This is a genomic window from Corynebacterium sp. CQ3829_602738 (assembly GCF_054478435.1).
Window position 1 is genome coordinate 1,369,689 of record NZ_CM137003.1, and the last position, 13,228, is coordinate 1,382,916.

Consider the following 13,228-nt stretch of genomic DNA (forward strand, 5'->3'; position numbering starts at 1 on the left):
CTCCTTAGCTCCAGTCGGCGGCCCGGATCGCCGCCATCGCTTCCTTGCGCTGCTCCGGTGACATCCTGCGCATGAACATCACGCCGTCCAAGTGGTCCGCCTCGTGCTGAAAGCAGCGCGCCAAAAGCCCCGTGCCGCGCAGCGTGAGCGGGCGGCCAAAGCAGTCCTGGCCGCGGGCGATGACCGTCTTGTGGCGGGTGACCTCGCCTCGCACGTCCGGCACCGAGAGGCAGCCCTCGACGCCGGTCTGCATCTCCTCTCCCAAGGGTTCCCACACGGGGTTGACGATGTGCCCGCGCATGCCCTGGCAGTCGAAGACGAAAATCCGGCGCGTAAGCCCAATCTGGTTCGCGGCCAGGCCGACTCCGCCAGCGTGGTCCATGGTCTCCAGCATGTCGGCGACCAGCCGCTCCAAGGCGGCGTCGAAAACAGTGACCTCTGCCGCAGCGGTGTTGAGCACTGGGTCGCCGAACAGGCGGATGTCGCGGATAGCCATGGGGCCAAAGTGTAGTAGCGCGACCCCGCTAGCCGATGTCCACCGGGTTGACCTGGATGCGCAGCGGCAGGTCCTGCTTCGCCGTCGTCCACGCCACCGCGCCGGCACGCAGGGCCTTGCCCAGCGCGGTGCGGCCGGCAAGCGGGGTGCGCACCAATATCCGCTGCGCGGGCCCGAGCGCCTCCCGGTTCCACTCGCCCGGCAGCCGCACCCCGGGCGGCAGGTCCACCGGGCCGAGCAGCTCGGCGTGCTCGGGCAGCTCGGTGCGGGCGAAGAATTCCTCCAACCCGTCGCGTGGGGCGTCCACAACCGCCACGTGCACCGCCGGCGGGAAGCGGGCCTCGCGCCGCAAGGAAAGCTCCAAAGCTGCAAACCCGGGCGCGTCCCACCGGATCAGGTGCTGCACCACGGGCAGGGAGGGCTCGGCCACCACGACGACTTCCCCGCCTGCGCTGTGCGGCTGCACCAGCGTGGCCGCCCCCATCCACTTGGCAAAGGTGTCTTCCACCGCGCGCAGGTCGGGCCGCTGCATCAGCGCCCAGGCGTCCAGAAGCACCGCCGCGCCGTAGCCGCCGTCAACGTGCGGCTCCGCACCCGGCGTGGCCACCACCAGCGCCGGGCCCGCCGGCACCTGCGCGCGCACGTTGTCGCCGCCCGAGGTGATCACCTTGTACTTGGCAAAGGCGCGGCCGAGCTCCTCGGCCGTGCGCTCCGTGCCCAGCACCACCGCGCGCAGCCTGCGCGAGCCGCACGTCGGGCACACGTGCGCCGGGTCCATCCGGCCGCACCACCGGCAGGTCGGCGCCACGGCCTCGCCGCCCGGGGGCAGCCCGAGCGGCCCGTTGCACCACCTGCACCGCGCCGGTGTGCGGCACTGCCCGCACGCCAGCGACTGGATGTAGCCGGTGCGCGGCACCTGGAACAGCACGGGGGTGCCGCGCTCGAGCGCCTGCGCCGCCGCCTGGAACGCCGAAGACGGCAGGCGCGCCTGCTTCGCGCGCGGGTCGCGCTCCATTGCAAAGTCCGAATCCCCCGCCGCGTGGATGTACGGCGAGCGGGTGCGCAGGCTCTGTCGCGGGGCGACCAGCTCGTGCATCCACCCGGATTCCACCAGCAGCTGCGCCTCCGCGGTGCGCGCGTGCCCGCCGATGACCAGCGAGCACCCCTCCTTCGCCGCGCGGGTAGTCAGCACCTCGCGGGCGTGCACGTACGGCGCGCGCGGATCCACCAGGTTGTCGTCGCCGTCGAACATCAGCGCCGCAAAGCGCAGGTTTTTCACCGGGGCGAACGCCGCCGAGCGCGTGCCCACCACGATCCGGCCCTGCCCGTGCAGCACCGATAGGTAGCGCGAGTACCGCGCCTGCGGGCCCTGCGAGGCCGTCAGCGTGGTCACCTGGCGCGCCCCCACGATCTCCTTCAGCGCCGCCTCGCACGCGTCCACGTCCTTCTGGTCCGGCACCACGATCAGCGCACCCGCACCGTCCAGGGCCACCTTCGCCGCCAACGACGCAAGTGCCGCGGCCCAGCTGTCCCCCGGTGCGACCTGCCAGGCCGCCCGCGCGATCTTGCCAGCGACCACCGCGTCCACGAACGACTCGCCAAAGGTGTAGGCGGTCCACGCCGACAAGTCCGGCTCCCCGGCCTCCCCCAGCTCCTCCCAGGGCGTGGAAGTGTCCGTCTCCTCCGCCTTCGCGTGGCGCGCCGGGATAGCAGAACGGTAGATGTCGGACCGCACGCCTGCGTAACGGTCCGCCAGCACGTCGATAAGCTCCCGCGTCCTCGCCGGGGCCACAACCTCCGGCGAGATGACGCGCTCGATGAAGCGCAGCGACCCCTCGTGCCGCGATGTCGAGGCACGCTCGAGCACCACGGCGTCCACGAGCCGGCCCGCAAACCGCACCCGCACCCGCACCCCGGGCTGCACCGCGTCCGCGTCCTGCGAGGGCACAAGGTAGTCGAACGGCCTGTCCAGGTGCGCCAGCCCGAGCATGGGCAACACGCGCGCGATTGGGGCTTCGGCGGCGGGCGTGTCAGACATGACCCCGGATTCTAAACCACCGTCCGACACCGCCTTGCCCGCGAGCGTTCCAATCCCCCAGCCCGGTCTTTTATGGAGTACTAATAAGACTGAAAGTTTTCCCCTTACGCGCGTTTGAAAGACCCCGCCACCCCATGAAACGCATGCTCACAGCAGTCACCTCTGCCACACTCCTCGCCGCTGCAACACTGGCCCCGTCCCCCGCCTCCGCGGATGTGTCCAAGGTCACGCAGCTCGCCCTGCCGCAGGACGCAAAGATCATCTCCGGCGACAGCTTCGGCCCCATCCTCGTGCAGGGAGCTGGGTTGCCTATCGACGGCAGCTCCGCCTTCATCGCCGGCTCCTCCGACCGCGCCCGCATCGCCGTCGAGGACGGCTGGCGCCGCGCCTACAACGGTCTTCCCGGGCAGGTGAAGCAGGCCGTGCCGCCGCACCTGCGCCCGCCCGAGCCAGCGAAACCGGCCGATGTCACCGTCGCGCCCGCGCAGGAGCCCGCGCCGTCGCCGGTGCCGCCCAAGTGCTACAACTGCGTCGCCATCACCTACGACGACGGCCCGGTCCCCGGCAGCACCGAGCGCCTGCTGGACATCCTCAAGCGCAAGGGCGTGCACGCGACCTTCTTCGTGGTGGGCCGAAACGCCAACGCGAACCCGCAGATCCTGCGGCGGATCCGCGACGAGGGCCACACCATCGGCAACCACTCCTTTTCCCACCCGGACCTGGCCAGGCAGTCCGACGGCGCCATCGCCGCGCAGATGGACGACACGGACGCCGCACTGCAGAAGCAGGCCGGGCTCGACCCGCACTGGTTGCGCCCGCCCTACGGCTCCCACGACCCGCGCGTGGCGTCCGCCGCGGGTGCCCGCGGCATGGCGCTGGCCGTGTGGGACGTGGACACCGCCGACTGGCAGCACCGCAACCCCGCCACCACCTGCAAGCGGGCGGTGGACGGCGCACGCGAGGGCTCCATCATCCTCATGCACGACATCCACCAGCCAACCGTCGACGCGGCGGAGTGCGTCATCGACGGCCTGCGCGCCAAGGGGCTCAATCCCGTTGGCCTAGACGAGATGATCAAACGACCCGAGGCGGGCCACGTCTACACGCGCGCGGATTAGTTCCTATACTCTTGCCCGTGACTGAACAGCAGGACAACGGCGGCCGCCACGGATGGGTCAAAGCCATCCCCTACGCCATGCTCGCCGCCTACGCGCTCGGGCCCCTGCTGCTCATCCCGTTGGTGGGTAACCCGTGGGTGATGGTCGGGTTCATCTTCGCAGTGGCGATCATCGCCGGGCTTATCGACGGCATCGCCTTCCGCCCCACTTTGTCCCTGCCCCTTTTGACCGGGGTGGGCTTCTGGATCTCCAAGGCCCTGTACTTCAACGACGGCACGTTCATCTACTCCATCGCGGTGACGCTCGTCTGCGCGGCGGCGATGTGGGTGGGGTCGTTGGTGGGCGGCAGCTCGTCGAGAAGCAAGGCGGAGGCGTAGCCGATGGAAACCTGGAGCCTCAACCACCCCGAATACGGCCTGATCGAGGTCCGCGTCGGTTTCGACCGCGACTTCGCCGCCGAGGACCCCAGCTGGCCCGGCGACGAGGCGGACAAACCCGGCGCCCTGGCGACGGCGGAGAGCCCCCTCAAAGAGCGGATCAAGCTGTGGACGAAAAACCCCACCGAGCGCATGGAGGTGCGCGTCAACGGCGAGGTGCAGCACCGCTACAACGACGTCGCAAGCGCCCGGCTGCCGCTGTTCGGCGACGGCCCGAAAGGCGAGCTGGAAACGCCGGCGGGGCTCAGCACCGACCGCACAAAACCGCACCTGAAGCTTCGGGTCAGTAGTTTCGACGAGCTGCTCAGCGTGGAGTTTCGCGAAGGCGACACGGTGGTGGAGTTCGACCCGCCCACCGGCTCCCGCGGCGCGCACAGGCGCGAAACCATGCAGTCCAGCGAGCTCAAGCGCACCCTTATCCCCATGGCGGAAGGGTTGGGCAAGGGCGGCTGGGCGCTCGCGGTGCTCGTGCTCGGCCCGATCATCTCGAGGTTCATCGGCTGGCTAGTTGGGTTTTTGCCCGACTGGGACCTGCCCGATTGGCAGCTGCCGCACATGGACCTGCCGGTGCCGTCGCTGCCAGAATTCAACCTGCCGATGCCAGACATCGACCTGCCGGAGTTCCCCGAGGTTCCCGAGTGGGCGCTGTGGCTGCTCGAGTACTCGAAGATCTGGGTGCCGGTGGTCATCGGCATCGTCGTCGGCGTGGTCGCGCTGCGCAACCACCGGCGTTCTGAGCAAGAAAAAGCCGCCTGGCAGCAACACCAGGCGGGCAAGACGCCGGAGACGGACTAGACGCCGGCGGCGCCCTTCAAGTCGTCGACCTTGTCGGTGCGCTCCCACGGCACGTCGATGTCCGTGCGGCCGAAGTGGCCGTACGCGGCGGTTTGCGCGTAGATCGGGCGCTTGAGGTCCAGCTCGCGGATGATCGCCTCGGGGCGCAGGTCGAAGACCTTCTCCACCGCCTGCTGGATGCTCTCGTCCGTCTGGCCCTCCGCGGCGGTACCGAACGTCTCCACGTACAGCCCCACCGGGTTCGCGCGGCCGATGGCGTATGCCACCTGCACCTCGACGCGCTCCGCCAGGCCCGCGGCGACAATATTCTTGGCCACCCAGCGCATCGCGTACGCGCCGGAACGGTCCACCTTTGAGGGGTCCTTGCCGGAAAACGCGCCGCCGCCGTGGCGGGCCATGCCGCCGTAGGTGTCCACGATGATCTTGCGGCCGGTCAGACCGGCGTCGCTCATGGGGCCACCCTGGATGAAGGAGCCGGACGGGTTGACCAGAACCTTGGTGTCCTCGCGGTAGTACTGCTCCAGGTTTGCGTCCTTGAGCACCCAGTTGATCACGTGCTCGCGAAGCGCCGCCTCCAGCGCCTCGCCGGTGAAGTCCGGGTCGTGCTGGGTGGAGATGACGATCGTGTCGATGAACGCCGGGGTCTGGCCGTCGTAGGCGAAGGTCACCTGGGTCTTGCCGTCCGGGCGCAGCCCCTCGACGATGCCCTCGTGGCGCACCTGGGACAGGCGGCGGGCCAGGCGGTGCGCCGTGGAGATCGGCAGCGGCATGTACTCGGGCGTCTCGTTGGTGGCGTAGCCGAACATCAGGCCCTGGTCGCCCGCGCCGGTCTGGTCGTCCTCGCCGGTGGAAGTGTTCTCGCGGACCTCCTGGGACGTCACCACGGAATCGTGGATCTCCGAAGACTGGTCGCCGATGGCGATGTTCACGCCGCAGCTGCGGCCGTCGAAGCCGACCTCAGAAGAGTCGAACCCGATCTCCACCAGCTTCTCGCGCACGATCCGCGCGATGTTGGAGTAGGCGGAAGTGCGCACCTCCCCCGCCACATGCACCTGGCCGGTCGTGGCGAGGGTCTCCACGGCCACCTTCGCGTCCGGGTCCTGAGCGAGCATGTCGTCCAGGATCGAGTCCGAGATCGCGTCGCAGATCTTGTCGGGGTGGCCCTCGGTGACCGATTCGCTTGTGAACAAGCGGAAGTACGTATCAGTGGACAAAGCAGTCTTTCCTTAGCGTCTATGCGAACGGGTAGCGTTCCGGCGGCGTCCAACGGCTGAAACGGGAACGGCACGTCGTGAAGTGATGCCCACGATAGACCAAGCTGTCTAAATGTGCAATGTCACTGCGAAAGGCGCTCGACGGCGTCCCAGATCCGGGCCGCGACCTCGTGCTTGGTGCCGTCGGGAATCTCCTCTTCGCGGCCGTCTGCGCTAAGCAGCCAGCCCCGGTTGCGGGCCTGGCCGAACACGCCGCCGCCGGCCACGGAGTTGAGCATGAGCATGTCCGCGCCCTTGCGCTTGAGCTTTGCGCGGCCATTTTCGAACTCGTTGTCCGTCTCCGCGGCGAAGCCGATGATGGTCGCGGCGGTCTCCCCTGCCTCCCGCATCTGGACCAAGCCCTTGAGGATGTCCGGGTTTTCGGTGAGGCGGATCGTGGACAGCGCGTCATCGGCTTTGCCCTTCTTCAGCTTCGTGCTCGCTTCTGCTTCTGGACGGAAATCCGCCACGGCAGCAGCCATAATCACCACGTCGGCCTCCGGCGCTCGTTCCGCCATCGCCTGTTGCATTTCGCGGGTGGAGCCGACCTTGATCACCTCCGCGCCCGACGGCGGATCCAGCGCATCGGTCGCCCCCGCCACGATGGTCACCTTCGCGCCTCGTTGCGCGGCGACGTCGCCGAGCGCGTAGCCCTGCTTGCCGGAGGACCGGTTGCCGATGTAGCGCACCGGGTCAATGTTCTCCTGGGTGCCGCCCGCGCTGATCAGCACGCGCTTGCCCGCAAGGGTCGGGGCGAATGTGCTAGTGCGCAGCACCGTGCGAGCGAGTTCGGCGATCACGTCCGGTTCCAGCAAACGCCCGGGCCCGGTGTCTTTGCCAGTGAGACGCCCGTGCGCGGGTTCAAGCACCGTGATACCCCGCTCGCGCAGCGTGGCGACGTTCGCCTGCGTGGCCGGGTTGAGCCACATCTCGGTGTGCATCGCGGGGGCAAGCACCACCGGGCACGTGGCGACGAGGATGGTCGAGGTGAGCAGGTCGTCCGCACGCCCCGCGGCGGCCCGAGCCATGAAGTCCGCGGTCGCTGGCGCCACAACGATCAGGTCGGCCTCCTGCCCCACCCGCACGTGCTGCACCTCGTCGACGCGGGTGAACACTCCGGTGTCCACCGGGTTGCCGCTCAACGCCTCGAACGTCGCCGCACCCACGAAATTGAGCGCGTTCTGCGTGGGAATCACCCGGACCTCATCACCCGCCTCTTTGAAGTTTCGGACAAGATGGCAGGCCTTGTACGCGGCGATACCGCCGGAGACTCCTACGACAACACGCAGTGGATGGGACGAGTGTGGGGCTTCGCTCATGAGCCCCAAGCATACAAAACCGCCGCCGCCCAGCATGATTGCTGGGCGGCGGCGGACACCTGCAGAGCGCTAGCGCAGCGCTCTGGCAATGGGGTGAGGCTTACTGGCCTTCCTCGTGCTCGAGCAGTCCTGCCTCGATCTCGCGCAGCGCGATCGACAACGGCTTCTCGCCCGGCTCAGGAGAGACCAGCGGGCCCACGAACTCGAAGACGCCGTCCTCGGAGTTCTGGTAGAAGCTGTTGATCTGGCGGGCACGCTTCGCTGCGAAGATGACGAGCGCGTACTTCGACGACACCTTGGTCAAAAGCTCGTCGATCGGGGGCGCCGTAATGCCCTCCGGAGTGTCGTAAACGTTCTCCTGCTGGGTGGTTTCCTCAGCAGCGGACGTCTCGGACAAATCCTTGGTTGTGTTGCTCACGTGTAACCCACTCGCTAACTGTTGTTGGAAGATGTGCCTTGAAGAATGCCGGCGATGGTGGCCACTGCCGTGTCCACGTTGTCGTTGACCACCACGACATCGAACTCGCCCTGGGCGTCGAGCTCCTCGCGGGCGGTGGTGAGCCTGCGCTCGATCACCTCCGGGGTCTCGGTGCCGCGCCCGGTGAGCCGCTGGACAAGGATGTCCCACGACGGCGGCGCCAAAAACACGGTCTGCGCTTCTGGCAGCAGGCGCTTGATGTTCCGTGCACCTGCGAGGTCAACTTCGACGAGGACGGGACGGCCCGCATCCATGGCTTCCTGCACCGGCCCGGCGGGTGTGCCGGAGCGCTGCAGCCCTCCGTGGATGTCGGCCCACTCCAGCATCTCTCCGCGGTCGATGCGGCCCTGGAAGTGCTCTGGGGTGACAAAGAAGTAGTCTTTCCCGTCCACCTCACCCGGGCGCGGAGCCCGGGTGGTCATGGACACCGAGAAGTACAAATCCGGTACGGCACTGCGAAGGCCGCTCACCACCGTCGACTTACCCACCGCGGACGGGCCGGCCAAGACGACCAGCTGTCCGCGGGGAGCCACCTCAGACACGACTAGTTCTCTTCGTAGCCGAAGCGCTCGAGCAGCGCGCGACGCTGACGGTCACCGAGGCCGCGCAGACGACGGGTCTGAGCGATCTCCAGCTCCTCCATGATCTCGCGGGCCTTGACCTTGCCCACCTTCGGCATTGCCTCGAGGAGTGCGGAGACCTTGGTCTTGCCGATGATTTCGTCGGTGTCAGCTTTGTTCAGGACGTCCTTGAGCGTGGTCTCGCCGCGCTTGAGGGATGCCTTCAGCTCAGCACGCGCCTTACGGGCCTCTGCTGCCTTCTCAAGTGCTGCCTTGCGCTGCTCATCGGTCAACTGTGGAAGTGCCACGGGTTCCTCCATGTAATAGTTACGAACAATTGTCCAGTCCGACATGTGCCGGATCCGGGGCGCACTCCTCCGAATGTCATCGGTGCAATTCGCCACGTTCGGCACAGTCTAACACTGCTTTATTCTGCAACGGTTCCGCGGAGCGCGTTGTACACCGCATTTCTCCACGTCACCGTGCGACGGGACTAAACTACCAGGGATTTTGCTGGGCAGTTAATAGACCCTAGCCTTTCGCCTGTTTCCCCAGGTCAGATACGCGTTTGCGCAGCTCAGCCACATCCGGACCAGCAGTGAGCACCGAACGCGAAACACTCGGGAAAACCAGGTGTCCAATTTCACCCGCGATGGCTTCCGCATCGGCCATCGTCGCTCCCTGCGCGCCCACTCCGGGCATCAGCACCGGGGCGTTCAGGCCGTCGAGCACCGGCGGGGTTTGCACGGTCGCGCCGACGACCACGCCGACGTGCCCGATGTATTCAGGATCGTCGGCACGGTTGTACTGCGCGCACTCGTCGACCATCCGCTGCGAGAGCATCTTGCCGTCGATCGTGCCGGTTTGCAGCGCCACCGCCTCCGGGTTGGAGTTGGCGGCCATGACAAACACGCCCTTGCCGTGCTGCGCAGCCAATTCGATTGCCGGGTCGAGCGATCCGACGCCGAGGTACGGGGTCACAGTCAGCGCGTCCGCCTCCAGCGGAGCACCGGGCGCAAGCCAGGCTGACGCGTATCCCGCCATCGTGGAGCCGATATCGCCGCGCTTCGCGTCGGCGATCACCAAGGTGCCACTCTCGCGCAGCCGGGCGAGCGTGTTCTCGAGCACCGCGAATCCGGCTGCGCCGAAGCGCTCGAAAAACGCCACCTGCGGCTTGACTACCGCGGCGTGGCCCGCGAAGGCCTCCACGCACGTCTCCGAGAACGCGCGCAGCCCCTCGACAGTGTTGTCCAGCCCCCACTGCTCGAGCAGCGCGGCGTGCGGGTCAATGCCCACGCATAGACGGCCGTGCTCCTGCCCGGCCGCCACAAGGCGCTGGCTGAAGGTCTGCGCAGCCACTACTTCGCCTCTGCCTTGCCGTGCTCGAGCTCCTGCAGGCTAGTCACCGAGATTTCGTTGGCGCGGATAGCCTCGATGCCCTGCACCGCCGCGGTGACGCCCTGCACGGTGGTCATGATGGCCACGTCGGCGACGACGGCAGCCGCGCGGATGTCGTAGCCGTCGTGGCGCGCGCCAGCGGAACCTGCCGGGGTGTTGAGCACCAGGTCGATCTCGCCGTCGAGGATGCGGTCCACGATGGATTTGCCCTCGGCACCCTCACGGACCTGGGACCCCTTGAGCACAACCTCGCACTCGATGCCGTTGCGGCGCAGCATCTGGGCGGTACCCTCCGTGGCCAGCACCTTAAAGCCCATGGTGGACAGCCGCTGGATCGGGAAGATGAGGGTGCGCTTGTCGCGGTTGGCCAGCGAGACAAACACGGTGCCTTCGGTGGGCAGCTCGCCGAACGCGGCGGCCTCCGCCTTCGCGTACGCCACGCCAAACGACGGCGCCAGGCCCATGACCTCGCCGGTGGACTTCATCTCCGGGCCGAGGATGGTGTCCAGCAGCGCGCCGTCCGGGCGGCGGAAGCGGGTAAACGGCAGCACGGCTTCCTTCACCGCGATCGGGTGCTCCATCGGCAGCGAGCCGCCGTCGTAGTCGGACGGGATCAACCCCTCCGAACGCAGCTGGGCAATCGTAGTGCCCATCATGACGCGCGCGGCCGCCTTGGCCAGGTGCACGCCGGTGGCCTTGGACACAAACGGCACGGTGCGCGATGCGCGCGGGTTGGCCTCGATGACGTAGAGGATGTCGTCCTTGAGCGCGAACTGCACGTTCATCAGGCCCTTCACGCCGATACCGTGCGCGAGCGCCGCCGCGGAACGGCGGACGTTGGCGATGTCATCCGGGCCCAGCGTCATCGGCGGCAGCGCACACGCGGAGTCGCCGGAGTGGATGCCAGCTTCCTCGATGTGCTCCATCACGCCGCCGAGGTAGACGTCCGTGCCGTCGCAGAGCACGTCGACGTCGATCTCGATGGCGTTGTCCAGGAAGCGGTCCACCAGCACCGGGTGGTCCGGGGACAGTTCGGTGGCGCGCTCGATGTAATCGCGGAGGTTGTCCTCGTCGTAGACGATCTCCATGCCGCGCCCGCCCAGCACGTAGGAGGGGCGCACCAGCACCGGGTAGCCAATGCGGTCCGCCACCTCGCGCGCACCCTCGAAGGTGGTCGCGGTGCCGTAAGCCGGGGCCGGCAGGTTCGCGGCGTCGAGCACCTTGCCGAACTCGCCGCGGTCCTCCGCCATGTCGATGGCCTTGGGGGAGGTGCCAACCACGGGCACGCCGGCGTCCTCGAGCTGCTGCGCCAGCCCCAGCGGAGTCTGGCCGCCCAGCTGGACGATCACGCCAGCGACGGTGCCGGTGGCGGCCTCGGCGCGGTAGATCTCCATGACGTCCTCGAACGTCAGCGGCTCGAAGTAGAGGCGGTCCGCCGTGTCGTAGTCGGTGGAGACAGTCTCCGGGTTGCAGTTGACCATCACCGTCTCGTATCCCACACGCGACAGCTCAAGTGCCGCGTGCACGCAGGAGTAGTCGAACTCGATGCCCTGGCCGATGCGGTTCGGGCCGGAGCCGAGGATGATCACCTTCTCCTTCCCGCTGTCGCTCGAGGAAGAAACAACCTCATTTTCCGCGTCCGGGTCGAGCTCGTAGGCGGAGTACAGGTACGGCACCTTGGCGTCGAATTGGCCCGCGCAGGTATCCACGGTCTTAAAGGTCGGGGTAATCCCCAGCGACCAGCGCAGCTGGCGCACCCCGGACTCCCCCGCCAGCTCCGGGCGAAGCGCGGCGATCTGGGCGTCGGACAGGCCGAACGCCTTCGCCTCGCGCAAAAGCTCGGCGTCGAGCACCGGGGCGTCGACAAGCTGCTGCCTGAACGCAATGAGCGCGACGAGCTCCTCCAGGAACCACGGGTCGATGCCGGAGGCCTCGTAGACCTCCTCGACGCTGGCGCCCAGGCGCAGCGCAAGCTCTACGTCGTAGAGACGCTTGTCGGTGGGCACCTTCAGGTCCTCGAGCACCGCGGCGGCGTCGGTTGCGCGCTCGTCGGCGAAGTACTCGTCCGGCTTGGTCCAGAAGCCGTTCGGCTTGTCCTCCATCGAACGCATAACCTTGTTCAGGCCCTGGATGTAGTTGCGGCCGATGCCCATCGCCTCGCCCACAGCCTTCATGGACGTGCCCAGGGTCTCGTCGGAGCCAGGGAACTTCTCAAAGGCGAAACGCGGCATCTTCACGATGACGTAGTCGAGCGTCGGCTCCGCAAGCGCGGTGGTTTCGCCGCCGGTCATGTCGTTCGGGATTTCGTCGAGCGTGTAGCCGATGGCCAGCAGGGTGGCCACCTTGGCAATCGGGTAGCCGGTGGCCTTGGACGCCAGCGCCGAGGACCGCGACACGCGCGGGTTCATCTCGATGGTGATCATGCGGCCGTCTTTGGGGTTGATGGCGAACTGGATGTTGCAGCCGCCCGTTTTCACGCCGACCTCGCGGATGATGGCCTTGCCCTGCTCGATCATGGCGGTGACCTCGGGCTCGGTCATCGTCAGCACCGGCGCCACGGTGACCGAGTCGCCGGTGTGCACACCCATCGCATCCACGTTTTCAATGGTGGCGATGGCGATGCAGTTATCCGCGGAGTCGCGGATGAGCTCCAGCTCGATTTCCTTCCAGCCCAGGATGGATTCCTCGATCAGCACGTTCGCCTCCGGCGAAGCCACCAGGCCGTCGCCGGCGATGCGGTGCAAATCATCCATGTCGTACGCCAGGCCGGAGCCGAGCCCGCCCATGGTGAACGAGGGGCGCACCACACACGGGAACCCCAGCTCCGCGACGGTCTCCTCCACCTCTTCCATGGTGAAGCAGACGCGGGAGCGGGCGGATTCGCCGCCAATCTTGTCCACGATGTCCTTGAATTTCTGGCGGTCCTCGCCGCGCTCGATGGCGTCGATGTCCGCGCCGATGAGCTCCACGCCGTGCTTTTCCAGAATGCCGAGGCGGTCCAGCTTGATCGCCGTGTTCAGCGCAGTCTGGCCGCCGAGGGTGGGCAAAATAGCGTCGACCGGGTGGCCCTGCTCGGCTTCGCGGGCGAGGATGCGGTCGATGTAGCCGGGCTCAATCGGTTCCACGTAGGTGTGGTCGGCAAACTCGGGGTCGGTCATGATCGTCGCCGGGTTCGAGTTGACCAGCGTCACCCGCAGGCCTTCGTCCTTGAGCACGCGGCACGCCTGGGTGCCGGAATAGTCGAACTCGCAGGCTTGGCCGATCACGATCGGGCCGGAGCCGATGACCAGGACGTGGTTCAAATCGTTACGCTTCATGTCTGTATCTCCTGGTCTT

General features: G+C 67.4%; 12 protein-coding genes. 3 read left to right on the forward strand and 9 right to left on the reverse strand.

What is annotated here, in order from left to right; translation table 11 throughout:
• Window positions 1-4: 4 nt before the first annotated feature.
• Window positions 5-496, reverse strand: coding sequence for a peptide deformylase (gene def, locus ACX1NL_RS06635; RefSeq protein WP_458897694.1), 492 nt, complete (start codon window positions 494-496; stop codon window positions 5-7).
• Window positions 497-524: 28 nt separating this feature from the next.
• The gene (locus ACX1NL_RS06640) at window positions 525-2,534 is read right to left on the reverse strand and encodes a primosomal protein N' (RefSeq protein ID WP_458897695.1); all 2,010 of its coding nucleotides are present in this window, start codon (window positions 2,532-2,534) and stop codon (window positions 525-527) included.
• Window positions 2,535-2,668: 134 nt separating this feature from the next.
• On the opposite strand from ACX1NL_RS06640, the gene ACX1NL_RS06645 reads away from it, so the two are divergent.
• Genes ACX1NL_RS06645 through ACX1NL_RS06655 form a run of 3 tightly spaced genes read left to right on the forward strand, consistent with a single transcriptional unit; the run spans window position 2,669 to window position 4,884 of the window.
• On the forward strand, window positions 2,669-3,652 hold the full coding sequence (locus ACX1NL_RS06645) for a polysaccharide deacetylase family protein (protein ID WP_458897696.1): 984 nt from the start codon (window positions 2,669-2,671) through the stop codon (window positions 3,650-3,652).
• Between the two features lie 17 nt (window positions 3,653-3,669).
• Entirely contained in the window at window positions 3,670-4,029 is a 360-nt protein-coding gene (locus ACX1NL_RS06650) for a hypothetical protein (RefSeq protein WP_239355811.1), read from the forward strand.
• A 3-nt stretch (window positions 4,030-4,032) separates the two neighbouring features.
• Complete coding sequence (locus ACX1NL_RS06655; protein WP_458897697.1) at window positions 4,033-4,884, forward strand: hypothetical protein; 852 nt, start codon at window positions 4,033-4,035, stop codon at window positions 4,882-4,884.
• On the opposite strand, the gene metK is transcribed toward ACX1NL_RS06655, so the two are convergent.
• The 7 genes from metK to carB all read right to left on the reverse strand — a co-directional run bounded on the left by metK (window position 4,881) and on the right by carB (window position 13,209).
• The gene (gene metK, locus ACX1NL_RS06660; protein WP_181888493.1) at window positions 4,881-6,098 is read right to left on the reverse strand and encodes a methionine adenosyltransferase; all 1,218 of its coding nucleotides are present in this window, start codon (window positions 6,096-6,098) and stop codon (window positions 4,881-4,883) included. The two genes, ACX1NL_RS06655 and metK, sit on opposite strands and share 4 nt — an antisense overlap.
• A 122-nt stretch (window positions 6,099-6,220) precedes the next feature.
• Entirely contained in the window at window positions 6,221-7,456 is a 1,236-nt protein-coding gene (gene coaBC / locus ACX1NL_RS06665; RefSeq protein WP_181888494.1) for a bifunctional phosphopantothenoylcysteine decarboxylase/phosphopantothenate--cysteine ligase CoaBC, read from the reverse strand.
• 100 nt (window positions 7,457-7,556) lie between these two features.
• Complete coding sequence (rpoZ, locus tag ACX1NL_RS06670; protein ID WP_239306450.1) at window positions 7,557-7,853, reverse strand: DNA-directed RNA polymerase subunit omega; 297 nt, start codon at window positions 7,851-7,853, stop codon at window positions 7,557-7,559.
• 35 nt (window positions 7,854-7,888) lie between these two features.
• A complete protein-coding gene (gene gmk / locus ACX1NL_RS06675; protein ID WP_269509711.1) occupies window positions 7,889-8,476 on the reverse strand; it encodes a guanylate kinase in 588 nt (195 codons plus the stop codon).
• Between the two features lie 2 nt (window positions 8,477-8,478).
• Entirely contained in the window at window positions 8,479-8,802 is a 324-nt protein-coding gene (gene mihF / locus ACX1NL_RS06680) for an integration host factor, actinobacterial type (RefSeq protein ID WP_181888497.1), read from the reverse strand.
• A 223-nt stretch (window positions 8,803-9,025) separates the two neighbouring features.
• Window positions 9,026-9,853 carry an orotidine-5'-phosphate decarboxylase gene (gene pyrF, locus ACX1NL_RS06685; protein WP_269509707.1) on the reverse strand — a complete coding sequence of 276 codons (828 nt, stop codon included), beginning with the start codon at window positions 9,851-9,853 and terminating at the stop codon, window positions 9,026-9,028.
• Window positions 9,853-13,209 carry a carbamoyl-phosphate synthase large subunit gene (gene carB / locus ACX1NL_RS06690; protein WP_458897698.1) on the reverse strand — a complete coding sequence of 1,119 codons (3,357 nt, stop codon included), beginning with the start codon at window positions 13,207-13,209 and terminating at the stop codon, window positions 9,853-9,855. The genes pyrF and carB overlap by 1 nt, the downstream gene beginning before the upstream one ends.
• Window positions 13,210-13,228: the final 19 nt, after the last annotated feature.